Origin of the sequence: Roseiconus nitratireducens (assembly GCF_008629675.1) — a bacterium.
Lineage (GTDB): Bacteria > Planctomycetota > Planctomycetia > Pirellulales > Pirellulaceae > Stieleria > Stieleria nitratireducens.
This window is the reverse complement of sequence record NZ_VWOX01000024.1, coordinates 1-23562: the sequence shown is the minus strand read 5'-3', so window position 1 is coordinate 23562 and position 23562 is coordinate 1. Positions and strand designations below refer to the sequence as shown.

Genomic DNA, 23562 nt, shown 5'->3' with positions numbered 1-23562 from the left:
CCTCGGTAAAACCTCATCGGACGCCGAGCCCGTGGTGGGGCTTTTTCAGCAACGTCGCGAGCGAAGCCGCGGTGGTCTGCCGCGGATTGTTTGACATTCGCTCGACGTTCACGCTGTCGACGATCTTCGTCACCTGTTCGTTTCCCGAGATTCCGGCTTCCGCGATGCTGCGGGGACAACCGAGATTGAACAACAGGGTTTCCAATTTCTCACAGGCTTCGGGCACGTTCCGCGTGCCCAGCAGATGGACAATCCTGTCGATGCGGGATCGAACGTCGTCGGGACCGCGTGGGTCATTGCAATCTTTCTCGGTGACTTCGGCGTTGTAGGCCAGGACTGCGGTGAGCGTCATTGCAACGGCGATCCCGTGCGGAAAACCGTGGCGCGATGTCAGTGAGTAGGAGATCGCGTGACACGCGGTGGTCTTGCTGATGTTAATGGCCTGACCGGCCAAATGCGAGGCACGACACATCGCCAGTCTCGCTTCCTTGGTGGGACTCAACGCCGCAATTTGCAAGTTATCGACTGCCAGGCGGCATGCTTCGCTGGCAAAACGCTCGGACTCTGATGTGGCTCCCACGGCCCAAATGGATTCAATGGCCTGGCACAATGCGTCCAAGCCCGTGGCCGTCGTGATCTCCGGCGGCAAACTGTCGGTCAGCGACGGATCGACGATGGCGTAGTCGGGAAGCAAGCGAGGGTCAGCGACAGAATGCTTTGTCGGTCCCACATAGGCGACGGCGAAATGGGTTGCTTCACTGCCCGTGCCGGCTGTCGTTGGGATGGCGACCAGCGGAGGAATCGGTTCGCTGAGTTTCGCTTGTCCGGTCACAACGTCGACCGCCTTGTCGGGTTGCACCGAAAGGGCGCCGATTAATTTTCCCAGATCGATCGCGGTTCCGCCCCCGAGCGCGATGACCAGATCGGGTCGCTGTCCGTCGAGGGCCTCGATCCCTCGCTGGACGTCGTCGAGTTTGGGGTTGAGTTCAAACTGTGAAAAGCGAACCACGCGCCGAGATGCCAGGATCGGTTCCACGATCGCTTCGGCGCCGGAGGCGGCATAGGCTGTGGGATCCACCACAAACAGGACAAGCCGATCGGGAACACTGGCAGCGATCGATTCCAGTTCATGCAGCGCGCCCGGGTACAGGTGGACCATCGATTGATTGCTGGCCATGAAACCTCGCAACGTGGCGGGATTGCGGAGCAATGCTCCAGGGTCGAAGGAGCTCGCGGCCTGGCAACGCAACAACCTGAACGTTCTTTGCAGGCCACCGAAAAAGCTAATCTCTTTCAGGAACGCTTGGTTATTTGGCTTGTCACGCGAGGAATTCGACCACGCTCATTCAACTGCTTCCGGAGTGAAGTATTCAGCGAGTTCAGTTCGTGATCGGAGTTCGACGGGGTAGTTTCGCATTTGCTTGAATGAAGTTCCCATTGATCTAGCTGTTGACCGCGAGACATCCTCTGATGACCACACAAAGATTCCCGGGTCAGCGTCTTTAACTCGGTTGCAAACACCAACAATGACCCAGCCGCGGTTGTCGATGTCGAACTCATGGAATCCAACCATTCGCAAGGTAATTGGTTGCCTGCTGCCAGTCTGGAGAGTCCGAAGCAACGGCAACAAATGGGCGGTGTCCGTGCCATCGCAGTAAGTGATCTCAGTGCGATCGCCGAACAATTGCACGGCAATCACGTGATTGTCATGCCCCGTCTTTTCGTCGATTTCATTCAACAGCGTAATGTGCTGTTCCCCAAATAAGTGTGCGGGCGAGATTGTGTAACAGCACAAGAAAGCCACGGCAAACATAATGAGACGCATGGAATCCTCCGTGAAGTTCAAGGAATCTCTTTGCCAAATAAAACAAGATTTTCAGTGCTCAGGTGTTACGAACGACAGGATATTCTGCACCTGCAATGTCCATCATTGGAGCCCCCCGAAAGCAATCGTCTCGGACGTCGAACGCTGATCGCCAGAGACTGCCGCACATTGTACCTGATGCAATCGCTGCGATGCGTTCCGTCGAGGTGGCTTGCCAATTCAAAGCCCGCCGCTATCGAGGCCGTGCTGACGCGGCCGAGATGCTTCCTGTCAGCGAGTTGAATCGGTTGCCTAACTTTCAAAGTCCGCCCCCACAGGTTCGGGGACGGGATGATTCTTCCGCCGTGCCGGAAGCACCGTGGATTCGCTACCCACCTTCAGCCGGGTCTTTCGACGACGCGCCTTTCCACGACGCCACCATAGGAGAAGGCCCGTGATGTAGAAGAGCGCTGGGGTGATTCCCATCAGGAAGACGACCCAACGCCCGAACAGTCCGAACGCTTCGCCATTGTGAAGGGGAAACTGCCAAGCGAAGAACGCATCGGCTGCGGTGAAGTCCTGCGGGCTGCGGATTGCCAGCACTTCGCCGCTGTACTGATCGAGGAACACCTGGGAACGGCCGAATGACTTTTGCGTTTCCCCCGATTGCCGAAATGCCACCTCGTAAAATCCTTCCGGCCCTGTCGGCGGGTGTAGATGATCAAACGTGGCTTTCGGGAAAATCGGCTGGGCAATTGTGACGGCCTGATCGGGGGTCAATCGCGTCGCCGTTTTGGGTGTCGTCGAGGTGAAATCGTCCGCTGGTTCACTTACCTCTGCGAACGTCGAAACGGCGGCATGGAACCATTCATGAAACTCCATGTAGACGCCGGTAAAGGCAATCACCATCAGGAAGACCGCGCTAAGAATTCCGGTCGTTTTGTGCAGGTCGAAGTTGAACCTTGCCCCCTTGCGAACTGCAAAGCCAGCACGCCAGCCGTTCTTCCACAGCGGCCACCACAGGACGATCCCAGAAGCGATCGAGATCATCGCGATGATTCCGACCATGCCGACAAGCACCGCTCCCGGCGCCCCGGCCAACAAGCGAAAATGCAGCCGGTAGATCAGCGACATCAAGTCTTCGCCCCAGGTCCGTTGGCCGGTCACGTGCGCCGTGTAGGGGTCAATGTGAACGGCAACGAACTTGGGATTGTCCTCGGTTCCGGCCCGGAACCACACGGTCCAGACGCCGTTGGCGATGCGCGGACGCGACACCGACAGAGCCCTCTCCGCCGAACCGGAGAAAGCTTCCTCGGCCGCTGCGATGATTTCCGCAATTGGTTGTCGATCGCCGCTGCCGTTCGTGAGCAGCAGGTCAGGGTTTAGTCGTTCGTCGATGGCATGATCGAACACCAGCAGGCTTCCGGTCAGGCCGATCAGCACCAGCAGCAAGCCAACCGTCAGGCCGAGCCAGCGATGCACGGCGAGCCAGCGTTTTCGGAGCGTCTGTCTCATGCGAGCAGTTTGCGAGAGTTGTGGAGGTGGTGGGCCGCACGCGGCGGCCGCTAAGAAACGTCTGCCGTGGGGTCAGTTGCCGACGGCAGGACCGGGAGGAGCCTTTTGCGGCGGTCGGGCGTCGTCCTTGGACTGAACGTTCACGCCCACAATTTCGATCGGAGGCAATTGGTTTTCACCCTCCGTGATCGTGAAGTCCCACTCCGATTTTTGGGCGGTCGAGTAGGCACCTCCTAGCCGGTCCGCAAACGAAGGCTGGGAAGCGTCGGGAGGCCAACGGATCACCACCGCGTACTCACCCGCTGGGGCGCCGTCGCCAGATTCGTACGTTGACAGCACGAAGGACCCATCCGGCTGGACGAGTCCCCACGGACGTGAATTGCGTACATCGGGCTGCTGACCCTTGGAGTGCAATTCGATGACGGCACCTTCGGGCGGTTCGCCGTTGATCGTGATCTGTCCCCTGGCCGGATACGTTTCCGCTTGCCATGCCTCGCCGCCGCAGCCCTGCAGAAGCAGGACGATGGGAACCAGTGGCAGGACGGTTGCGGGCGATCCGTCCAGGCGACTCGCGTGCAACCGCGTACCGAGGTCGCGCAAGTTCATTGAAGCTCTCCTGCAACTTCATGGCCGTCGATGGAGGTGTGGGCGCTGAGGGTGTCTAGATCGACGAACTCGGTCAGGAAACGCACCGAGCCGTCGGCCAGGCTGACGTGGACACCGCCCGGATGAAACGAATAGGGGCTTCCCCAGTTGGCGACGTTGATCACGTCGGACCCGACGAAGTACGTCACGCTTGGTGGGCCGCTGGCGGGATCAACCGTTACCTGAAACGGATACATCCAACTGGAATCAAAATGCCCGGCCCACGCACGGTACTCGCCCGACCACCACGCCGGCGCGGTCGTCTGCCGTCCGTGGACATAAAGCGTCGTGCGTCCCGCCGATTCATACTGCATGATCGTGTTCGACAGCCCGTCGAGCACGTCGCGAAACTTCCGAAACTCATTCTGTTCGAACATGGAATGGTTCGGAGTCGGATCGGTGACCCAGCCGGTGTCGCTGCGGATGTACGTGTAGTCGGAGGTTTGGAACTGGCTATTGGGTTCGATCTCTCCTGCTCCGGGCGTGGAGGGGCACTGGTAGGTGACGGGCATCAGGTTCGCCAACGGGGCGTTGTTGGCATGATCCCAACGCACGTCGTAGTCGTACCGATCCTCGACACTGCTGCCTTCTAGAAACGGCAGGATGGCAGCGTTGGCATGTGCGGTGTGTAGCGGCGTTGCCCACAGGCCATCCCAATCGGCCCAAGCCGGGGGCAGCGATCGGAACGTGTCGTGGTAGTTGTGCAGAGCCAGTCCAACCTGCTTGAGGTTGTTACTGCACTGCATCCTGCGTGCGGCCTCGCGGGCCGATTGGACGGCGGGGAGCAGCAATCCGACCAGGATGCCGATGATCGCGATGACCACCAGCAGTTCGACGAGCGTGAAGGCGGCACGGCGCCGACGGATAGACAGAAGCATGAAAGCCTCCTCCTGAAATGGGTCTTCGAAGTGAATCCGACCTGTCAGCGAGGATGGCTGGCTGAGCCGAGCGTGGAGCGCTTCGGCGGTTGCTGGCTGGGGGAGCAGCAGGTGGGCGATATTGAGAATCGTTATCAGTAAGGTCTGTTTTAGTCATCCCGCACTGAGAGTCAAGTGGTGCCGGCGGACGAGGCGATTAGCGGCCCGGGGATGAATCTGATTGCGAAAGTCCGACCGTTCGGCTCCTGGCTCGCGAAGTCAACCGCCGGCAGTCCTGTGTGATGGCTAGCATCACTGCAGCGGAGGAGATACTCCGGGCACCGCCGAAAACCTGGTTTTCCAAGATAGCGCCGTCGGTGGCTACCGTTCGCCGCAATGTTCTGCGTCGATTGGTTGTATTCAGCGGGGGCTTCGGTTTCGCTGCCATGGTTGGCCGACCGCATCCCGCACCGCGTGCCACCCCAGCGGCAGGTCGGCCAACTGCTTGATTGTCGGATCATGATCAGTGACATTCCGGAGCGAGACCACCATGGCGTTCTCTAAGGTGGCGTCACCACCGTCAAGGAATTGCCAGCCACCATCGTCTTCATCGTGGGTGACATGCAGACTTGGATTCGTGCCATCCATGATTCGATCGAGCGTAATCACGGCGAGGTTTCCTGGCTCTCGAATGGCCAATTGGCTTCCATGGCTTCTGAATCCATTGCTGTTGCTTCTGGAGTCCTTCGTGGCGTGTTGCTCGGGCTGTCGGGTGTATCGCACCCGGTGAACAGAGCGACGAACGCCAGACCGAACCACTTGCCGTATTTCATGTGCATGCCGAGTTGCTGTGCGGCGTCAACCGAACGGCAGGCATCACCGAGCAGGCGGTTGATAGTCCATGTTCCAAACCCCCGACTCGCGCGATTCGGTGGAGGTCTTCGTTCTGCGATGCTCCGAGCCTCGCTCAGACTCAGTCGCGAACCATCACGAAGTATACGACTGGCTTGTCATCGTCGTGCTTCTGCGGCGGCCTCTGGAGATTCCGAGATCATTGTCTCGAATTGCTATCACCTATAGCAGGCTTTAACCGCGACGGTTCGGATCAACTCGGCAAACGTCGTTTTTCAACAGGCTGATAGCACGGCAACGAGATGGCGGCAGGGTTGAGCTAAGGCCAACACCTTTGGAAGTTCGAAAACTTAGTTGGTGGATTTCGAGATTTCGCGGCACGCTCCGTCGACTTGCACCGGTCGGGTTATGCAACTGGCTACTTGTCATTGACGCACGTCCGATTTCGCATGCCGAGCTGAATCGCATGCGGATCAGTTTGCGACTTCTACGCTGAGGGCAATTCCGTACAAGAAAAGGTTGTTGTCACGGTAGGGAGAGGGACCGGTGTCGGCTGCGGAGATTAATCCGACCCCGCCCCAAACCTGTCCAACCGCAGCGAGGCGGATCTTGAGGTCTGTCTTTACGTCGTCGCGTAGTGCCGTGGCGTAGAGGACACTTCCCACTTCGAAGTCCACGAATGGAATGTTTTGTTCTCGATTGTCTACTACGTTAATGGGAGCCACGCTGTTGGGAGGATTTCCGGTGGCAGGATCGGAGGTGAATGTGCTTTCTCGTCGGTTCGTTCCGGTCAACAGGCTCCCTCGCGCTGATGCGAAAGGTTGCAATGACAGCGGGCCATGCTCAAATTCATCCAACTGGTAATACAGTGACGTGGTGAGCCCCAATCCTTCGAATTCCTGCTTGGACGTTAGCATCGCCGTATTGCTTCCACTGGTCAGCGTTGACGTGTATGTTTGATCAACACTGGCCCAAGTCACTCCCAGTCCAAAGTTTAATTTGTGAGCCGGTGACAGTCGGGTACTATTCTGGAGCAATGAGGAGGAAGCGCTCTCAAAGCATTTATGCAGAGGAAACAGGTATTCGACTCCCTTGATGGCAGCGATAGAGAGATCGTAGTCAACATTTAGCGTTGCCGGAATTGTCTGTGTGGTGAACGATCGTTGGGCATCAGCTTCAACGTCCAACCTGTACCCGGAGACCGATACCGATGAGCCGTTATCTGCTATTTGCGTGAACACTAACACGCTGAAAGCTGACGTATAAGTGTCGATCAAGTCGTCGGTGGACCCTAAGAAGGACTCTGTTCCTCCCGTTCCAGTCGGCACTGAAATCGATAGGTCGGCGCTACTCATCGATGGGCGCAACAGCAGCCAGTTGATTTCAGCATCGTAAAGAGAAGGGTCTAGACTGAACGCAAGGTCCTCCTGCTGAATGGACAACTCGTAGCCGGACAGCCCCGTTGGATACTGTTGAAAAGCGTACGGAGTCGCCTCGGAAGCCAAGTCGATCCCTTGGGTTGAAACCACCGCTGGTGCGGATGAATCGGTATTCTGTTCAAGCAACTCTTCAAACGTTGGCTCGTCGACGGTCGACCTAAAGATGTCATTAGGCAAGAGTTCTGGTGACGATGAAGCATCTTCCGTCAATTGCGTCGACTCCGGCACCTGCATTGCGAGGAGAGGGCTTTTAGAAAGCGCGAACAAGCACAACAGATAGGTGATTGATTTGGTGATCATAAAAAGACCGCACGATCTGTTGCTGGAACGACAGTAGTACTATCGAAGTATTCCGGCACCAAGCATTAGAAAGCTGTAGCGGTTTTTCTGGTTTTTCGGGCACAACTGTCGAGAGCGTGCTGACCGAAGTCCCGGTCTTCGTCCACGCTCGGTTGGGCCAGTCGCCGAATTGTAGGCATTGCTCGCACTCCGCTTCGGTCTACACCGCCAGCGTAACTATTGCAGCCCTCGCAAACACGCTCCCGTGGCCGACACGGGAGCAAGATCGCGTCGAAGACGCGCACTGAAGCTAGAATGCTTTCGATAAGCCGGAATAGATTTTTTTGGTCGAGGCATGAGCATCACTCCCAAGGTTTGGAGTTTTCGGGAAAGTTCCCAAAAACTCGGGTTGGAAAATGTGCTCTGCCGACATCCGGCAGGTAACGTTTGATCAACGAATGACGGGATAAAAGCAGTGCCCCCACTAGGGATCGAACCTAGGACCCACGGATTAAGAGTCCGTTGCTCTGCCAGCTGAGCTATAGGGGCGGGTGAGGCGATGGGACGACGCTGTCGTCTCGCTTTCGCGTCTGGCGAGCAGAATATCGCACATCGATCGGACGCACAAGTCGCTTCGGTAGCGCCCTCGATTTGCCGGAATCGCTTCGCCTTTCCGCTGCGGCGCCCGCGAAATCACTCGGGTCCGCGGGGCGTGTTCGATTCGCGGGGCAGGACCGGTGGGGGCAACGCTCGCAACATCCCCACCGCCTTGGCCCAGGTTTCCGCCTCCTCCTCGGACGGCTGACTTTGGGCTGTGATCCCACCGCCAACAGGGATTTGCCAATAGCCGCCTGCCGCCGTGATCGTTCGGATCAGAATGTTGAAGTCGGACCGTCCGCCACACCCGATGTAACCCAGCGAGCCGCAATAGGGGCCACGCGGGTGGGGTTCCAGTTCGGCGATCGTTCGCATCGCTTCGATCTTCGGCGCCCCGGTCACGCTTCCGCCCGGAAAGCAGGCGCGCAACGCATCAACCGCACCCTGCCCAGGGCGCAAGCGGCCCTCGACGACCGACACCAAGTGTTGGACAAACTGGTACCGTTCGACGCGGCAAAGTTGCCGCACGATCACCGAGTCGTCTTCGCAAACCCGCGACAAGTCGTTGCGCATCAAATCGACGATCATGATGTTCTCAGCGCGGTCCTTGCCGCTGGCGGCCAGCTGTTCGGCCAATCGAGCATCCTGATCGCGATCTCCCGTCCTGGGCACCGTTCCCTTGATGGGGCGGGTTTGCAGCACTCCGTCCCGCAACTGTAAAAAACCTTCCGGAGAAGAACTGAGGACCTGGAAGGTGCCGCCATCCAGATAGCCGGCGTAGGGGGCTGGGTTCGCTTCTCGCAGTCGACGGTAAAGTTCGGGTGCGGCCAATGTCGCTTCAGCCAGCAGGCGTTGCGACAAGTTCACTTGAAAGGAGTCTCCGTTGCGAATCCGCCGCACGATGTCGGCGACCGCGGCCCGGAACGCTTCGCTGGAAAAGCTGCTGACGATTCCGTGCCAAGTCGTCGCCGCGCCTTTCAAAGGGCTCGGCGGCCCTCCGCCAATCGACCCCGGTAAACCGTCGCTATCCTGCGACGTGGTCACGCCATCCTGCGATTTGGTCGTGTTGGAACATCCCCGCAATCTGGCCAAGACCTCGTCGGCCCGGCTATTCGCTTGATGCCAACGTGCGTCGTGGTCTGGCGGGGACGAACCGTGCAGGTCCGCCGCGGTGAAGCCTTGGCTGACTAGCCATCCCCGCCGCTGGACGTGGTCAAAGGCGATCACCCAGTCGTACAGCCCCATCCACAATGCGGGCGTCGGCAGGTCGTCGGTTTGCCCCGCGTCGCAACCGCTCAAGGCAAGCGGCTCCAGCCATCGCGAAGCTTCATAGCCGATCAGGCCCGCGATGCCGCCTTGAAATGGTGGCAAGTCCGTATCGACCGATTTTGGCAAGCGGCTTTCCAGGCGAGCCAATTCGTCCCAAGGATCAGCATCCTTCAGGTTGGCCACCAAACGGTGAACGGGATCGCAGCTGAGAAAGGAATAGCGGGCCAGCTGCGTCAGCACCGATTCGGCATCGGGATCTGGTGCGTGGTCACCGGTCGCTGTGGATTTCGGATGCAGGAAACGGCTGCTTGCCGAGTCCAGCCACATCAATCCCGGGCTGCCGGCCAAAATGCCGAAGACTTCCTCCGCCGTCATCCCTTCGGGAAGCGGGTGGACGACGGGCAATTCTGAAGTCGGAAAACGGGCAGGCAAGGTGCTGGTGCAATTCCAGGGAAGACCGGACGATTTTGAAGTCTGTTCTATCGTTCCGCCGCGGAGGCGCCGAGTCACCCGGGCGAGACCGGATGGGTTTACCGGCGTCGCGGTTTCGGCGATGATCGACCACCATGGGTGTCCGACAGACGATCGGGCAGGGCTTGAATTCAAATCGGCGAGGCGACCTTTGCGAGAAACCGCAACATTTTTCAAGGAGTTTGTCCGACGTCCCGCCAGCGTCGGGGCAATCGCTCCGAGCAGTCCTGGATTGGTCGACGCGATGGTGCAGTGGTTCGATTGGGACCGGGTCCGCAATGTCGTTGAATTTGGCCCCGGGACCGGAGTGTTTACCGAAGCGATTCTGAGCAAGCTGCACGCAGACGCAAAGTTTTTCGCCGTCGAACGCAGCCCCGAAATGGTCAACATGACTCGGCAACGTTGTCCGACCGCGACCGTCTATGAGGACAGCGCGACCAATTTGCACGCCTTGTGCGACCGTGAGGGGATGCAGTCGATTGACGCAGTGATCTGCGGATTACCTTGGGCTTCGTTTCCCGAATCGCTGCAGACGGAGATTCTGGACACGATGTTGCAGCGGATGGCGCCCGAGGGACGTTTTGCAACCTTCGCGTACTGGCAGGGAGTTTTCTTGCCGGCGGGGCGCCGGTTCTCAAAACGTTTGAAGACCAGCTTCGGCAGCATTCAACGCAGTCACACCGTCTGGAAAAACGTTCCGCCGGCCTTCGTCTATCGGTGCCAGCGTTAGCTGGACCGCGCCACTTTTTATCAAAAACACCGTGATTTGCAGTGCAATGAGCGGCAACGGGCTAGTCGCCGGTTGAGACGAGAAAACCCGCGGCTAGCGCCACGCGGCTCACCCGCCGTTTCCGTCGGCTTACGCCGACGGCAGGGGCTGTCGTCACTTCGTGACGAATGTCGGATCGCTCCGTCGAGCGCTATTCCTGTGGCTCAGTCATCTTCCAAGGGTCCAGTGCATCCTTCAACGTTTCCTCGGGAAGGATCTTCTTCTCCAGGCACAACTCCCGGATGGTCTGGCCGGTTGCAAACGCTTCCTTGGCAAGTTTGGCAGCCTGTTCATAGCCGATCAGCGGATTCAGGCTGGTGCACATCGACAGACTCTGTTCGACGGCGTCGTTGCAAGACTCTTCATTGGCTTCCATCTCGGCAACGCAGAATTCAACGAACGCGTCGCACCCACGCTGCAGCAGGTGAATCGATTCCAGGATCGTGTGGGCCATCACCGGCATCATGATGTTCAATTGGAAATTGCCGCCCGCGGCACCGCAGACGGTCATGGTGGAATCGTTACCGATCACTCGAGCGGTCAATTGCATCATCGATTCGCACATCACCGGATTGACCTTGCCCGGCATGATGGAGCTTCCAGGCTGTCGCGACGGCAGCTTGACCTCATAGAAGCCGCAACGCGGTCCGCTGCCCAACCAGCGAATGTTGTTGGACAGATTGAACAAGGTTTGTGCGACACACTTCAGCTCGCCGTGCGATTGCACCAACGCATCGCGTTGGGCGTTGGCTTCAAAGTGATTGACGGCTTCGGTGAATTCCAGTCCGGTGCGTTCGGCAAGTGCGGCGGCAACGCGGGCACCAAACTCGGGGTGCGTGTTGATGCCGCTGCCGACGGCTGTTCCACCGACGGGCAACTCCAGCACCGCGTCCCGCGCGATCTCGGCCCGGCGGATGGACAATTCGACCTGGCGGGCGAAACCTCCGAACTCCTGACCGAGACGAAGCGGAGTCGCGTCCATCAGGTGGGTGCGTCCGATCTTGATCACCTGGTCCCATTGCTTGGCCTTGTCGGCCAGCGATCGGTGTAGACGGCGGAGGGCGGGAAGCAACGCGGCGTCAATTTGGACTGCCGTGGCGACATGGATGGCGGTCGGGAACGTGTCATTGGTGCTTTGCCCCATGTTGACGTGGTCATTGGGGTGAATCGCTTTGGTCGTCGCGGTGCGGTCTCCACCGGCAATCTCGATGGCTCGATTGCTGATGACCTCGTTGACGTTCATGTTGCTGCTGGTGCCGCTGCCGGTCTGGAAAACATCGACCGGGAATTGGTCGGCAAGTTTTCCCTCGACCAGCTCCTCCGCCGCGTCCAACATCGCCTGCACTTGGGAATCATCCAGCGGATTCTTGCCGCTGCCGGTCAGCTTGCCGAGATCGCGGTTGGCAATCCCGCAGGCATGCTTGACCATGCCCATGGCACGGATCATCGACGAGGGCAGTTCCCAAGCGCTGATCGGGAAGTTGTCGACGGCGCGTTGCGTTTGGGCGCCGTAGTAAGCGTCGGCCGGAACGTTGACGTCACCCATCGAGTCGTGTTCGGTTCGGTAATCAGTCATGATCCACTGCGCGAAGGTGGGGAGGGGCAAAGACAGTTTTCGGGCAGTTTAACGAGGCGGCGACGAGGTGCCCATCGGTGGCCGATCGCCGCACAACCAGCGGCGGGGCGACCGGAACGACGGCGCGCGGTTCGCCCGGGGCCGCCAGCGACGCGAGAACGTCGTGGCGGGAATCGGAAGTCAACCCAGCATCAGCTGGGCGATGTTGATGTAAATCACGATACCCAGAATGTCCACAATTCCCGCGACGAACGGGTTGCTCATCATGGCCGGATCCAAGCCCAGGCGTTGGAACAACATCGGCAGCGCAGCCCCGAAAAAGCAGCCGACGATGATCACGGCGACCAAAGTCAGCGGGATGACCATGGCCGCCAGCGGTGTGGGTGCCATGAACAGCGCGGTCGCGTAGCCGATCGTCGCCAGGAAGATGCCCAGGACCATTGAGACGATGACTTCTCGCGACAGGACTTTCTTCCAATCGGCCAGTTCCACTTCACCGGCGGTCAGCGCCGTGATGACCAGCGTCGCCGACTGGCTGCCGGAGTTGCCGCCGGCGCTGATGATCAGCGGGATGAAGCTGACCAGCCAGACGTACTTGCTGATTTCATCGTGGTAGTGCTCCAACGCAAACGCGGTCAGCAGTGCGGCGAAAAACAAAATGATCAGCCAGATCCCGCGTTTGTAGGACAATGTCCAGAGTGCGATCCGCAGGTAATCTTGCTCCAGCGGCGCGACCGCAGCGATCCGCTGAGCGTCTTCGGTCAGCTCGTCACGCACGACGTCGATGACATCGTCGTGCGTGATGATTCCCAGCAGTTGGTGGCTCTGGTCGACGACGGGGATGGCCAGCAAATTGTATCGCTCCACCTTTTCCGCCACGGATTCCTGGTCTTCATCGACCTGGGCCACGACCACGTCGGTTTCCATCAGATCGCCCAGCGTGCGATCGGGTCGCCGCAACGACGACACCAGCTGGCGAGTCGACACGATTCCGCGAAGGCGGCTGTCATCATCAACAACATACAGGTAGTAAATCGTCTCCAGGTCCGATGCCTGCTTGGCCAGTTCATCGAGCGCCGCGCGGACGTTCAACGACTCGCTGAGCATGGCAACCTCGGAGGTCATCAGCGCCCCGGCGGTCTCCTCCTCGTAGGACCGCAGCCGTTGGATGTCGCGGCGGTCGCCAGCGGGAAGCAGCGGCAGAATCGCCTGGAATCGTTCCGGGGTCACTTGCTGCAGCAAGTCCACCCGGTCATCCGACGGCATGCGTTCGATCAGGGCCGCCACTTCGGCCGCGTCCTGGGTCTGCAGCAGATCGACTTGGCGAGGCTCTTCGAAGTAGCCGAAAATCTCAACCCGGCGATCCGGCGGCGCGAACTGGAGCACCCGCCACATTTCGTCTTCGGTCAACCCCTCCATGAATTCCGCGGTCCGCCCCGCATTGAGCGCGGTGCAGAACTCGAGCAATTCGGCCGAATTGTCTTCGGCCAGCATTTCGCGAAGTTCCGGCAGGAAGAGTGTGTTGACCATGGGCCGTCTTGTTCGTCTTGGTGTGGCGGCGGAGCCGGACGGGTCAAGGTCAGCGTTGCGACGCCGCCGGGCTGGTCGAGTCGACGTGGACCGAATCGATCCAAAGCAGTCGGCTGACGTGCGGCAACGGGCCGTGTCCAAACAGCACCGCATTGCGCTGTGTCTGCCTAAGCCGCGTCAGCCTGAGCAACGCGTCAGCGGCCGAGGCTACTTTTGATTCAAAGCCAGCGTTTCGCAAAGCCAACGCTGAACACGGCTGCCAACGTCACCGGACTTTCGATGGCGTGCATCAAGCGTGACGTCCGGCGGAAACTTGGACAAATTCCGAGACGTCCATTTCGTGTTCAAGACGCTTTCAGACGCCAGTTAGTTGCTGACGCGTTCGCTGTATTCCCCGGTTCGCGTGTCCACCTTAATGATATTTCCGGTCTTGATGAACCCGGGAACGGTGAACTCGGCCCCGGTTTCGACGGTTGCCGGCTTGGTGACGTTGGTGGCCGTGTCGCCTTTGGCGCCGGGAGCACATTCGGTGACCTCCAGCTCCACCATGGTTGGCGGTTCGACAATGATGGCGTTGCCGTTGTACAGGGTCATCGTGCAGATCATGCCATCCTTGAGGTACTTCCAGATATCACCGGCGACTTTCTCGGGCACTTCGTATTGCTCGAACGTCTCCTGGTGCATGAAGACATACTCATCCGCCTGTCGATACAAGAAGGACACGTCGGTCGTTTCAACGTCGGCCGATTCCAGCGAATCGCCGCCTTTGTAAGTCCGGTCCAGCGTGGTGCCGCGAATCAGGTTCTTCAGTTTGCATTTGTAGAGCGCGTTGCCTTTGCCCGGTTTGACGAACTGCATGTCGGTCATCAAATAGGGTTCGCCATCGATCTGGACCTTCAGCCCTTTTCGGAAATCGCTGGTATTGTAAGTTGCCATCGGTCGATTCGGCTCCGTGAGCGGTATCTTGCGGGGTCGAGAGAGGAGGGATGATTTTCGCCTTGAAACGGGCCGAGAGTTTACCGAGATGCATCGGGTTTGTCCCGACCGGGTCGATGCCAGTTTTTGGGGAAAACTTCCCCGGCCTTCATGCGAGATTTCTCCCGAGCTTGTCCGTGAGCAGCACGCCAGCAAAACCGCCGGTCCGCACCACCGATGGCAGCACCTTGATGGGTGGTCCGGCACCCGAAGACACGTCAGCCGAACCGCCGACGCCCGAACATACGGAATGCTCTGAGCTCTCGTGGTCCCCGGTGCGGGGGGAGTCGCCGACCGAGCCGGTGCCCTGGACCGTGGCGATGAAGCGGGCGATTCGCTGTGGGAGACGGCTGCGGAAACTGCTGCAACTTCCGCCCGATCCGGCGGCCGATGCGGCTGAGTCTTTTCCCACCTTCGTCCCGTTGGAACTTCTGGAGCGGATTCGGCCGGGGGACCCAAACGATCCGATTTTGCGGCAGGTCCTTCCGTCAGCCGACGAATTGCGGCAGCGACCGGGCTACACCAGCGATCCGGTCGGTGACCTGCAAAGCGATGCCGGAGGCGGGATCCTGCACAAGTACCACGGCCGGGCGTTGATCGTCACCAACGGAGCCTGCGCCGTGCACTGCCGGTACTGCTTCCGCCGCGAATTCCCTTATTCCGAAAAGGCCGCCCAGGGTGATCGATGGTCGACCGCCCTGGATTACGTTCGCTCCGATCGCACGATCGAGGAAGTGCTGCTCAGCGGCGGAGATCCGCTGACGTTGACCGATCGGGTGCTGGCGGATCTGGTCAGCAAATTGGAGGGGGTTGAGCATGTTCGCCGGTTGCGGGTGCACACGCGACTGCCGATCGTGATACCGCAGCGGATCACGACGGAATTGGTGCGCCGTCTGTCTGATTCTCCGTTGCGAGTCTGGTTTGTTGTCCACGTCAACCACGCCCGCGAGATCGATGCGGCGGTCGAGCAATCGCTGGGCAAACTGATCGGGGCCGGGATCCCGGTTTTGAATCAAGCGGTGCTGTTGGCCGGCGTGAATGACGATGCGACGCAGATGGAGGCGTTGTGCCGGAAGCTGATCAATGTGGGAGTCCAGCCCTATTACTTGCATCACTTGGATCAGGTTCGCGGGGCCTCTCACTTTTGGGTTGCTGCCCAGCGGGGGCGGGCGATTGTGGAGTCCCTGCGCGAGCGATTGCCAGGTTACGCGGTTCCAGAATACGTCTTCGAACAAGCCGGGGCCAAAAGCAAGACGCCGATCGCGTAGAATGACGCCGTCCGTGATGACGAGTCGCCTTGATCGTGTCCCGCCGAATACTCATCGATGTATCTTTTCGAAAACCCGGTGCTCCAGCGCGAATTGCTGGTCAACCTGCGTACCAAACGCGCTTTCGTCTTGCTGGCGGTGTACCAGTTGCTGTTGGCAACGGTGGTGGTCGCCGCCTGGCCGAATGATCAGCGACTGGATCTGACCACCAATCCGCCGTCGGCGACCAAGTTGGTCAATCTGTTTTTCTTGGGCCAGTACGTGATCGCGTCGTTGATGGCGCCCAGCTTTGCGGCCGGAACCATCGCCGGGGAGAAGGAACGCCGGACGTACGAAATGTTGCTTGCCAGCCCGATGCGGCCGGGAGCAATCGTCCTGGGAAAAATCGTGGCTTCGCTGACGCACATCGGGATGCTGATCATCGGTTCGCTGCCGATCATCGTGTTGTGTTTGCCGTTGGGCGGCGTCAGCGTTTACGAGGTGTTGGCGGCCTACCTGGGATTGATCATTTCGGTCGTCCTGTTCGGAGCGATCGGGGTGCTGTGCAGCAGCTACTTTCCTCGGACCAGCAGCGCGCTGGTGGTCAGCTACCTGGCGATCCTGCCGCTGGTGATCGGGGCCTGCGTGTTTTGGGCTTCGCTGGCTACCGAAGGAGATTTGCGGTTGAAGCTTTCGGTGATCGTGCTTCCGGCTTTCGGGTTGGCGGCGGTTTTGTTGATGGGGGCCAATGCGGCAGGTCGCATGCTGTACCCGCCAGATGTTGGCAGCGAAGGCAAGGAGGTGATCGACCTGGAGCGGGAGACGAACGAAGCGGTCGGTTTGGTGATCCAGCCGGACCAGTTCCCGGACCGTCTGTTCGCTCCGCCCCGCAAGGACGAGATGATGGCCGACGGCGCCAACCCCGTCTACGACAAGGAATTGCACAGCGAGATCTTTAGCCAGGGGACGTTGATGCTTCGTCTGGTGATCCAGATCAGCATCCTGTTGGCGATTCCGATGATGGGCGTTTTCCTGTTCTTCCAGCAACAGCACGCTCCCTGGTTTGCCGTCTACGTGATCGTCTTCAACATGTTGGTCGGCCCATCCTTTCTGGCGGGCAGCATCACCAGTGAACGAGAACGTCAAACCTTGGACCTGTTGTTGACCACGCCGCTGTCGCCGATGCAAATCCTGTGGGGCAAGTTTGTCGTCCGCTTTCGGATCAGCTTGGTTTTGACTTCGTTTTTGTTGTGGCCACTGGTCCTCGGGGCCGGCCTGAACACCCATTTCTGGTCCAACTGGCCGTCAGTGCTGGGGATGTTCCTGATCGTCGGGATGGTGTGCCTGGTAAATTGTGTGATCGCGTTGGCGTGTTCGCTGTTCAGCTCGAAAACGTCGATCGCTCTATTAACCACCTATGCCGTGTTGTTGCTGCTGTATGTGGTGCCGCCGGCCTTGTCCACGCTGGCGCGGACGCTGGAAATGTCGCCGGAGACGGTTGTCATGGCTGACTGGACGGGTGTGGCCAGTCCGTTCTCCGCCCTGTTCTCCCTGCCACTGAACGAGCAGATCGCGCCCGAGAATCCGGAAGTGAACGTCGGTAATGTTCCAGCAGTGTTGGGGTATTTCGCGTTCAGCACGCTGTTGTTGGCCGCCGCGACGGCCGCCATGTTCCTGCGGCTGAAGATCCGGCAGGGACTTTCCGAGGGGTAATGCTCCGGATCTGGCTGGTCCCGTTCTGAAATTCACCCTCCCTCCGGGAGGATCAAAGGCGAGGCACGAGCCTTTGGGGAGGGTGTCTTCGTGAAGCCGCTGAAATCCATCGTGCCGGACAGCCCTCCCCGCGTCGTCGCGGGGCTCCTCCGCGACCCTCCCGGAGAGAGGGTGAAGTAAAGCTGCGCGACCGCCATCGGTGGGGGTGTGTCGATCCCCGTAGTTCCCCGGTTCTCCCAAATTTCCCTCGTTATCGCGTTTGGCATTGCGAGAAGTTGGCGACAGCCGCTATTTCAGCCGATGAAAGATTTGGTGCGCTATCGCGCGCCCAGAGACCGGCAAGAGATTGTTTACAGGACCTCGATCATGATCGTGACAAAACGCATTGGCGTGATTCTGTTGTTGGCAGCTTCGCATTTGGCGGTCTTACCCAGCGTCGGTGCTCAAAACAACCAGCAACGTGGTGCAACGTTCGGCGGCCTGGCCGGCGCGATCGCGGGCGGATTGATCGGCGACCACAACGACGAAGCGGGCGCCGGAGCCGTGATCGGCGGTGTCGTGGGAGCCGTCGCCGGTGGCGTGCTGGGAAATGCTGCCGATAAAGACCAAGCCATCGCTCAGCAACGGGCCGCATACGCCCGGGCGCAACAGCAACAGTACCTGCAACAGCAACATGCCGCGGCGATCCAATCGGCGGTCACCATTCAAGACGTCATCTCGATGACGCGGAGCGGGCTGAGCGATCAGGTGATTTTGAACCAGGTCCGCCAACGTGGCTATGTTGGCAAGCTGGCGGTCAATGACATCATCGCTCTGCACCAACAGGGCGTCAGCGAAAACGTGATCACGGGCATCCAAAACATGGGCGAGGGTCCGGTGGCCGTGGCGACACCCGCGCCCGCGGTCGTTGAACATCACATTCACCGTCCCGCACCGGTGATTATCGAAGAGCATGTGGTGCCCCGCTACTACCATCCCCATCCGCACTACCGTCGCGCCCGACACACGTTCTACTTCGGGCATTAGGGTTAGGCTGAAACCGTGTCGCCACGTTCGCCAGAGCGTGGAGATCGCGGATGAGAAGGTGACGCGCCCAGGTAGCCACGCTCGCCAGAGCGTGGGGATCGCAGCATCGCCGCCGTCTGGAAACGGCAGCTACGGATGAGAAGGAGATGTGCCCAGGTAGCCACGTTCGCCAGAGCGTGGAGATTGCGGATGAAAAGGTGACGCGCGCAGGTAGCCACGCTCGCCAGAGCGTGGAGTTTGCCGTCTGGCGGCAGCGACGCGAAGCTCACCCGGTGGGCAGTTGAGCCGGTTCCAACAGTTCGCCGCGTCTCGGGTATCCGGCGTCGTCGTCGATCTTGACGATCAGGTGTCGCCGCCAGGCTTCGTCATCTGGCGCCGGATAGTCACTGCGGAAATGCACTCCGCGGGATTCACAACGGACACGCGCCGAGGCAACCATGATGGCGGCGGTGGTCAGCAGGTTTTGCAATTCCCAGCCGGGCAAGCCCTGGAACTGGTGACCCATCACGTACGCCGCATAGGAATGGATGGTGTCGGCCGCTTTTTGCAGTCCGGCGGCGTCGCGTTCGACGCCGACCAGCCGCGTCATCAGACTTTTCAGCGAGATGCGGACGTCGTCGATGTCAAAGGATTCCGTCGAGGAAGAAACGGACTGACGGATCGGCAACGCCCGCATTTCCGATCCACCCTCGCTGGCCGACCGGGACGCTCCTTCCCCGGCGGCCGCTCCGTAAACCAAGCCTTCCAGCAGGCTGTTGCTGGCCAGACGGTTGGCACCGTGCAGCCCACTGCTGGTGACCTCACCCGCCGCCCACAAACCGGGCAAGCTGGTCCGTCCTTGGCGATCGACCGTGACCCCGCCGAGCATGTAGTGAGCTCCGGGGCGGACGGGAATCCGATCGCTGGTGATGTCCAGCCCGAATTTGGCGCAAACCGCGGCGATGCCTGGAAATCGCGACAGAACCCGCTGGCCGTCCAGGTGCGACAAATCCAGGTAGACACACGGGTGGGCCGTTTTCTGCATCTGCCGAATGATGCACTGGCTGACCACGTCACGTGGAGCCAGTTCGGCCCGCGGGTCGCACTCGGGCATAAAACGATGGCCCGTCGAATCGACCAGGTGCGCCCCTTCGCCTCGGAGTGCCTCGGTGATCAGCGACCGCGAGGATCCTGCGATGTACAGGACCGTCGGATGAAACTGCATGAATTCCATGTCACGCAATTCAACGCCCGCGCGATACGCCAGGGACGTTCCGTCGGCGGTGGCGACCGCGGGGTTGGTGGATTCGCGAAACACTTGCCCCGCACCTCCGGTGCACAGCAGAATCTCCTTGGCCCAGACCATCACGGGGACCCCGTTTTCCTCCACCACCACGGCGCCGCGGCATCGGCCTTCGTGGGTCAGCAAGTCCACGGTGAAAGCGTTTTCAAGAATCCGAACGTTCTTGAGGGCGCGGGTGCGTTGGATCATCGCACGCATGATCTCGGCCCCGGTGGCGTCACCTTGGGCGTGCACGATTCGCTCATGGGAGTGGCCGCCTTCCCGCCCCAACTCCAGTTCGCCGTCTTCGGAGTCGAATTGGGTGCCCCAGCGAACCAACTCTTCGATTCGACGGGGCGCCTCGCGGATCACCATGTTGACGACTTCTTCGTCACACAGGTTTGCCCCGGCGACCAAGGTATCTCGGATGTGGTTTTCAAAGCGGTCATCGGGGTCCAACACACCGGCAATGCCGCCTTGAGCGTAATGGCTGTTGGACTCGCGCAGCTGGCCTTTCGTCACGATCAGCACACGCAGGTGGGGGGCGACCGCGTTGGCGGCACGCTGGCCCGCCAGGCCGCCGCCGATGATCAAGATGTCGGTGAACCGATGGACCGCGTGGCGGGTGTCAAACGGAATCAAGTAGCGCGGAGTCATCATCGGCTGAACCCTGAGGGCGCAAAGCAAGAACTGGCGGCCCCACCGCCTTGGCGGAAATCTACGGGACAGACCGTAATCGGCCAGTTTACGCCGATCCCGTCGGTTGTGAAACAAGCGTCTTCACGCCGGACCGGAGATCAAATGATTCTGGGCCCCGTGGAAAAGCACCCTCGACGACGCTCTGGCCGCGCCGTGGCCGAAAAGTTTTCCCTTCTGGAAAAGCTTTCCATTAGCCGGAGAGGGGACATCCAGGCCTTGATTCTGACCGGGAACGATGACGCATTCGCGGCAGCCAACCCCAACCGATTCCTGCGAGGCCGGTAGATTCAAAGAGATTTCAGAAACCAGGCGACCTTCTTGGCGAAGGTATCGACATCGCTACCCACCCAGCGTTCGAAATCGTTCAGGCGGGCAAAGCGATCGTACGGTTGATAAGTCCCGCGTCCATTGGTGCCGGTCAGCAAACGGGCGAAATTCTTTGGTTCCCGTTCCGCCAGGTAGAACATCATCGCCCAGGCCACCGCGTAGGCATCCGCGGTGGTTTGTGCATTGTTGAACATTTCGTCGGTGCCGATCAGGTCACGCACCGCTTGGGAGAACTGGTCGCTTTGTCCTCCGTCAAAGTTCTCTTTCAGCTTGCGCAGGCTGTCGCGGTTGACCCGGTCACGGAGCGTCAAGCCGGCCTGGTTCATGACCATTGCCTCAGGTTCAAACAACTGACCAATGCCTTCGGTGACCCAACGCGGGGTAATCACGACTCGACTGTGCACGTTGTAGTTGTATGCCGATTGGTGGGCCGCCTCGTGACGCACGGTCGCGGCAATGAACTCCAAGTGTCCGCCGTCGTGAGTGATCACCCGGTTGCTCTCGCGCTCGTAGACACCCGCGACACTGGTCGCCTGGATTCCGGCGCGTTCCATTTCGGCATACATGGCCGACGCATCGGGCATGACGACGGCAACCATCGGGAACCGTCCGCGGCGAATCTTGACGCCTCTTCGGCTCATATAATTGACGAAGGAGCGGTGGCTGCGTTCGAACAGATCGGGCCACCGATCACCGCGTCCTCGGGGCTGAACCACCAGGAAATGCTGCGTCGCGACAATCTCGAAGTCACGGCCAAACTCGGACTGCAGGCGATCGCGGGTTTCGATCGGGTTGGCCGGTTCGTAAGGCAATTTCAAATCACGGACGTTTTCTTTCGCCGCCCCCCGCAAGGCGTGAATCTGGCCGTCCCGATCCAGCACGACCAGTTCGCTCGCGAAATCCATGATCGGCAGCCCCCTTCGCGGCTCGTCATCGACGTAGAACTCGATCACCGTCGGGCCCACGGCGACGCTCCGCTGCGGGTTTCCGCCCGCGGCCAGCAGCAGGGCCAGCACGGATCCGGTGATGATCGAGCTTTTGCCGTGGGGGCAGTCGATGGAAGATATCATGGACGGGAGATGGATCTTGGAGTCAGTCTGGTCAGTCGAGCCGCCGAACGGCGCGGTAGCGGGGGCACGGCGGCGTTAAGATGGTGACGGAAGCCACCGCGCCGAACGTTGGCGACGTCCATCACGCCGGAAAAGTGGCCCCACACAAAGAAAACTAGCTCAGGAAATCCCGGGGGCGCAATGTTGCAAAATACAGAAACTCAAATGAATCGAACGATTGAACCGGTTTTGCGGGCTAGCTTTGCGGCGGCACTCGGCTGCGTCACCGCGTTGCTGACAGGTTCGCAAATTAGCGCCCAGCCGCCGACCGAGCCGGCCGCCGCGACCGATCAAGCGAGCGAGACGCCTTCGGTCACGAAAGGACAGGTGCTGGAGTGGGTCGATCAACTGGATGCCGCTCGAGCCAGTGATCGGCTGGCCGCCGAAAAGGCCCTGATCGATGCCGGACTGGATGCGCTCCCCTATTTGCCGGAACAAAAGGCGGACTTTTCCATCGAAGCGGCCGAACGTTTGGAACGCGTGCACGCGGCCCTGACCAAGCTGAAATCCAAATCGCAATCGTCCGCCATTCGAATCCGATTGGACCAGGCCGCGACGCTGGGCGAGGCGCTGGAAGTCATCAGCCGCGAAAGCCAGATCGAATTCCAACATTCGGCTGATCCTTCGTTGCCCATCCAAGGTCCCGCGACCCCGTTGGCGTTCTGGCATGCCGTGGATCTCGTGCTGGACCAGACCGATCTGGATGTCAACCACTACGGGGGCAGCCGCGACACCTTGCAACTGATCCCGCGCGACAAGGATCGGCAATCACGCGTCGACTCGGCCGCCTACAGCGGCGTGTATCGAATCGAACCGACCTCGGTCAATTCCCGCCGCGTGTTCAATCATCCCCAGCAAAGTGGACTGAACCTGTCGATGGAAATCACTTGGCAGCCCGGTTTGACGCCCATCGGTTTGACGATTCCGGTGGAGCAGTTGTCCGGGCGGCTGAGCAATGGACGGGCAATCAAGCCTCAGGAAACGGAGGGCACCATCGACATCTCCGCCAACAGCGAACTGGCTTTCAGCGAGTTCTATTTGCCCCTGCAATTGCCGATCGACCGGCCAGAAAAGATTGAATCGCTGCGAGGCACCATTGAATCGCTGTTGCCGGGAAAACGACACCAATTCGAACTGTCGGTGACCGAGCCGGGCGCCAAAGAAACGGTCGATTCGATGACCGTCCGATTGGAGCAGGTGCAACCCAACGGGGACCTGTATGAAGTCCGGTTGGCAATCGACATCGAGAATGCCGGCAACGCTTTGGAAAGCCACCGGCAATGGATCTTTCAGAACCCGGTTCACATCCTTGATGCCGACGGCAGCCGCGTCGATCACCTCGGATATGAGCTGTACCGCAAGACCGACAGCAGCATTGGTATCGGATACTTGTTCGACCTTCAGAAATTGGAGGGCGCCAAATTGATTTATGAATCGCCCACGTCGGTGGTGAAGAACAAAGTCAATTTCGTCTTGCAGGACATCGTGTTGCCGTAAACACGCCCTGGTTCCAAGGCTCCAGCCTTGAAACCGGCTGGACGGAAGGCTCTGCCTTCGGAACATCGCTGATCGTCGAGAAAGCACGGGGCGATCGGAGGGCGT

At 59.7% G+C, this 23562-nt stretch carries 18 protein-coding genes and 1 tRNA gene; 6 read left to right on the top strand and 13 right to left on the bottom strand.

What is annotated here, in order from left to right:
* Nucleotides 1–13 precede the first annotated feature (13 nt).
* Entirely contained in the window at nucleotides 14–1177 is a 1164-nt protein-coding gene (locus tag FYK55_RS25970) for a phosphonoacetaldehyde reductase (protein WP_150079554.1), read from the bottom strand.
* A 381-nt stretch (nucleotides 1178–1558) separates the two neighbouring features.
* Here FYK55_RS25970 and FYK55_RS29285 point away from each other — a divergent pair, with 381 nt between their 5' ends.
* Entirely contained in the window at nucleotides 1559–1765 is a 207-nt protein-coding gene (locus FYK55_RS29285) for a hypothetical protein (RefSeq protein ID WP_161604756.1), read from the top strand.
* 351 nt (nucleotides 1766–2116) lie between these two features.
* On the opposite strand, the gene FYK55_RS25960 is transcribed toward FYK55_RS29285, so the two are convergent.
* The 7 genes from FYK55_RS25960 to FYK55_RS25930 all read right to left on the bottom strand — a co-directional run bounded on the left by FYK55_RS25960 (nucleotide 2117) and on the right by FYK55_RS25930 (nucleotide 9662).
* A complete protein-coding gene (locus FYK55_RS25960; RefSeq protein ID WP_150079552.1) occupies nucleotides 2117–3319 on the bottom strand; it encodes a PepSY-associated TM helix domain-containing protein in 1203 nt (400 codons plus the stop codon).
* A gap of 72 nt (nucleotides 3320–3391) precedes the next feature.
* A complete protein-coding gene (locus tag FYK55_RS25955) occupies nucleotides 3392–3925 on the bottom strand; it encodes a hypothetical protein (protein WP_150079551.1) in 534 nt (177 codons plus the stop codon).
* Nucleotides 3922–4842: a DUF1559 domain-containing protein gene (locus FYK55_RS25950; RefSeq protein WP_150079608.1), complete on the bottom strand. Its 921-nt coding sequence runs from the start codon at nucleotides 4840–4842 to the stop codon at nucleotides 3922–3924. Before FYK55_RS25950 ends, FYK55_RS25955 begins: the two co-directional genes overlap by 4 nt.
* A 399-nt stretch (nucleotides 4843–5241) precedes the next feature.
* Nucleotides 5242–5469 carry a hypothetical protein gene (locus FYK55_RS25945; protein WP_150079607.1) on the bottom strand — a complete coding sequence of 76 codons (228 nt, stop codon included), beginning with the start codon at nucleotides 5467–5469 and terminating at the stop codon, nucleotides 5242–5244.
* 677 nt (nucleotides 5470–6146) lie between these two features.
* Entirely contained in the window at nucleotides 6147–7412 is a 1266-nt protein-coding gene (locus FYK55_RS25940; RefSeq protein ID WP_150079550.1) for a hypothetical protein, read from the bottom strand.
* Between the two features lie 455 nt (nucleotides 7413–7867).
* Nucleotides 7868–7940 (bottom strand) — tRNA-Lys (locus FYK55_RS25935).
* A 144-nt stretch (nucleotides 7941–8084) separates the two neighbouring features.
* Nucleotides 8085–9662: an anthranilate synthase component I family protein gene (locus tag FYK55_RS25930; protein WP_235908987.1), complete on the bottom strand. Its 1578-nt coding sequence runs from the start codon at nucleotides 9660–9662 to the stop codon at nucleotides 8085–8087.
* A 217-nt stretch (nucleotides 9663–9879) separates the two neighbouring features.
* Here FYK55_RS25930 and FYK55_RS25925 point away from each other — a divergent pair, with 217 nt between their 5' ends.
* A complete protein-coding gene (locus FYK55_RS25925) occupies nucleotides 9880–10458 on the top strand; it encodes a class I SAM-dependent methyltransferase (protein ID WP_235908986.1) in 579 nt (192 codons plus the stop codon).
* Nucleotides 10459–10648: 190 nt separating this feature from the next.
* Here the strand turns inward: FYK55_RS25925 and FYK55_RS25920 are convergent, their stop codons facing one another.
* From FYK55_RS25920 to efp, 3 genes are all read right to left on the bottom strand, one after another.
* Nucleotides 10649–12073 (bottom strand): class II fumarate hydratase, encoded by a 1425-nt coding sequence (locus FYK55_RS25920; RefSeq protein WP_150079548.1) that lies wholly within the window; start codon nucleotides 12071–12073, stop codon nucleotides 10649–10651.
* Between the two features lie 180 nt (nucleotides 12074–12253).
* Entirely contained in the window at nucleotides 12254–13603 is a 1350-nt protein-coding gene (gene mgtE / locus FYK55_RS25915; RefSeq protein ID WP_150079547.1) for a magnesium transporter, read from the bottom strand.
* Nucleotides 13604–13969: 366 nt separating this feature from the next.
* Nucleotides 13970–14539 carry an elongation factor P gene (gene efp / locus FYK55_RS25910; protein WP_150079546.1) on the bottom strand — a complete coding sequence of 190 codons (570 nt, stop codon included), beginning with the start codon at nucleotides 14537–14539 and terminating at the stop codon, nucleotides 13970–13972.
* A gap of 176 nt (nucleotides 14540–14715) precedes the next feature.
* Between efp and epmB the strand changes: the two genes are divergently transcribed.
* From epmB to FYK55_RS25895, 3 genes are all read left to right on the top strand, one after another.
* Entirely contained in the window at nucleotides 14716–15846 is a 1131-nt protein-coding gene (epmB, locus tag FYK55_RS25905) for an EF-P beta-lysylation protein EpmB (protein WP_201743814.1), read from the top strand.
* A gap of 57 nt (nucleotides 15847–15903) precedes the next feature.
* The gene (locus FYK55_RS25900; protein WP_150079545.1) at nucleotides 15904–17538 is read left to right on the top strand and encodes an ABC transporter permease subunit; all 1635 of its coding nucleotides are present in this window, start codon (nucleotides 15904–15906) and stop codon (nucleotides 17536–17538) included.
* Between the two features lie 372 nt (nucleotides 17539–17910).
* A complete protein-coding gene (locus FYK55_RS25895) occupies nucleotides 17911–18564 on the top strand; it encodes a glycine zipper domain-containing protein (protein WP_161604755.1) in 654 nt (217 codons plus the stop codon).
* Nucleotides 18565–18829: 265 nt separating this feature from the next.
* On the opposite strand, the gene nadB is transcribed toward FYK55_RS25895, so the two are convergent.
* Together nadB and FYK55_RS25885 are read right to left on the bottom strand one after the other, a co-directional pair.
* Nucleotides 18830–20485: an L-aspartate oxidase gene (gene nadB, locus FYK55_RS25890; protein WP_150079543.1), complete on the bottom strand. Its 1656-nt coding sequence runs from the start codon at nucleotides 20483–20485 to the stop codon at nucleotides 18830–18832.
* A 326-nt stretch (nucleotides 20486–20811) separates the two neighbouring features.
* Nucleotides 20812–21921 (bottom strand): DUF1570 domain-containing protein, encoded by a 1110-nt coding sequence (locus FYK55_RS25885; RefSeq protein WP_150079542.1) that lies wholly within the window; start codon nucleotides 21919–21921, stop codon nucleotides 20812–20814.
* 204 nt (nucleotides 21922–22125) lie between these two features.
* Here FYK55_RS25885 and FYK55_RS25880 point away from each other — a divergent pair, with 204 nt between their 5' ends.
* Nucleotides 22126–23457, top strand: a complete 1332-nt coding sequence (locus tag FYK55_RS25880) for a hypothetical protein (protein WP_150079541.1) — start codon at nucleotides 22126–22128, stop codon at nucleotides 23455–23457.
* The last annotated feature ends 105 nt before the right edge of the window (nucleotides 23458–23562 follow it).

Bases quoted from the DNA above. Each gene is read 5' to 3' on its own strand.
- FYK55_RS25970 (WP_150079554.1), bottom strand. From the start codon at position 1,177: ATGGCCAGCAATCAATCGATGGTCCACCTGTACCCGGGCGCGCTGCAT.
- FYK55_RS29285 (WP_161604756.1), top strand. From the start codon at position 1,559: ATGGAATCCAACCATTCGCAAGGTAATTGGTTGCCTGCTGCCAGTCTG.
- FYK55_RS25960 (WP_150079552.1), bottom strand. From the start codon at position 3,319: ATGAGACAGACGCTCCGAAAACGCTGGCTCGCCGTGCATCGCTGGCTC.
- FYK55_RS25955 (WP_150079551.1), bottom strand. From the start codon at position 3,925: ATGAACTTGCGCGACCTCGGTACGCGGTTGCACGCGAGTCGCCTGGAC.
- FYK55_RS25950 (WP_150079608.1), bottom strand. From the start codon at position 4,842: ATGCTTCTGTCTATCCGTCGGCGCCGTGCCGCCTTCACGCTCGTCGAA.
- FYK55_RS25945 (WP_150079607.1), bottom strand. From the start codon at position 5,469: ATGGATGGCACGAATCCAAGTCTGCATGTCACCCACGATGAAGACGAT.
- FYK55_RS25940 (WP_150079550.1), bottom strand. From the start codon at position 7,412: ATGATCACCAAATCAATCACCTATCTGTTGTGCTTGTTCGCGCTTTCT.
- FYK55_RS25920 (WP_150079548.1), bottom strand. From the start codon at position 12,073: ATGACTGATTACCGAACCGAACACGACTCGATGGGTGACGTCAACGTT.
- mgtE (WP_150079547.1), bottom strand. From the start codon at position 13,603: ATGGTCAACACACTCTTCCTGCCGGAACTTCGCGAAATGCTGGCCGAA.
- efp (WP_150079546.1), bottom strand. From the start codon at position 14,539: ATGGCAACTTACAATACCAGCGATTTCCGAAAAGGGCTGAAGGTCCAG.
- FYK55_RS25900 (WP_150079545.1), top strand. From the start codon at position 15,904: ATGTATCTTTTCGAAAACCCGGTGCTCCAGCGCGAATTGCTGGTCAAC.
- nadB (WP_150079543.1), bottom strand. From the start codon at position 20,485: ATGATGACTCCGCGCTACTTGATTCCGTTTGACACCCGCCACGCGGTC.
- FYK55_RS25885 (WP_150079542.1), bottom strand. From the start codon at position 21,921: ATGATATCTTCCATCGACTGCCCCCACGGCAAAAGCTCGATCATCACC.
- FYK55_RS25880 (WP_150079541.1), top strand. From the start codon at position 22,126: ATGAATCGAACGATTGAACCGGTTTTGCGGGCTAGCTTTGCGGCGGCA.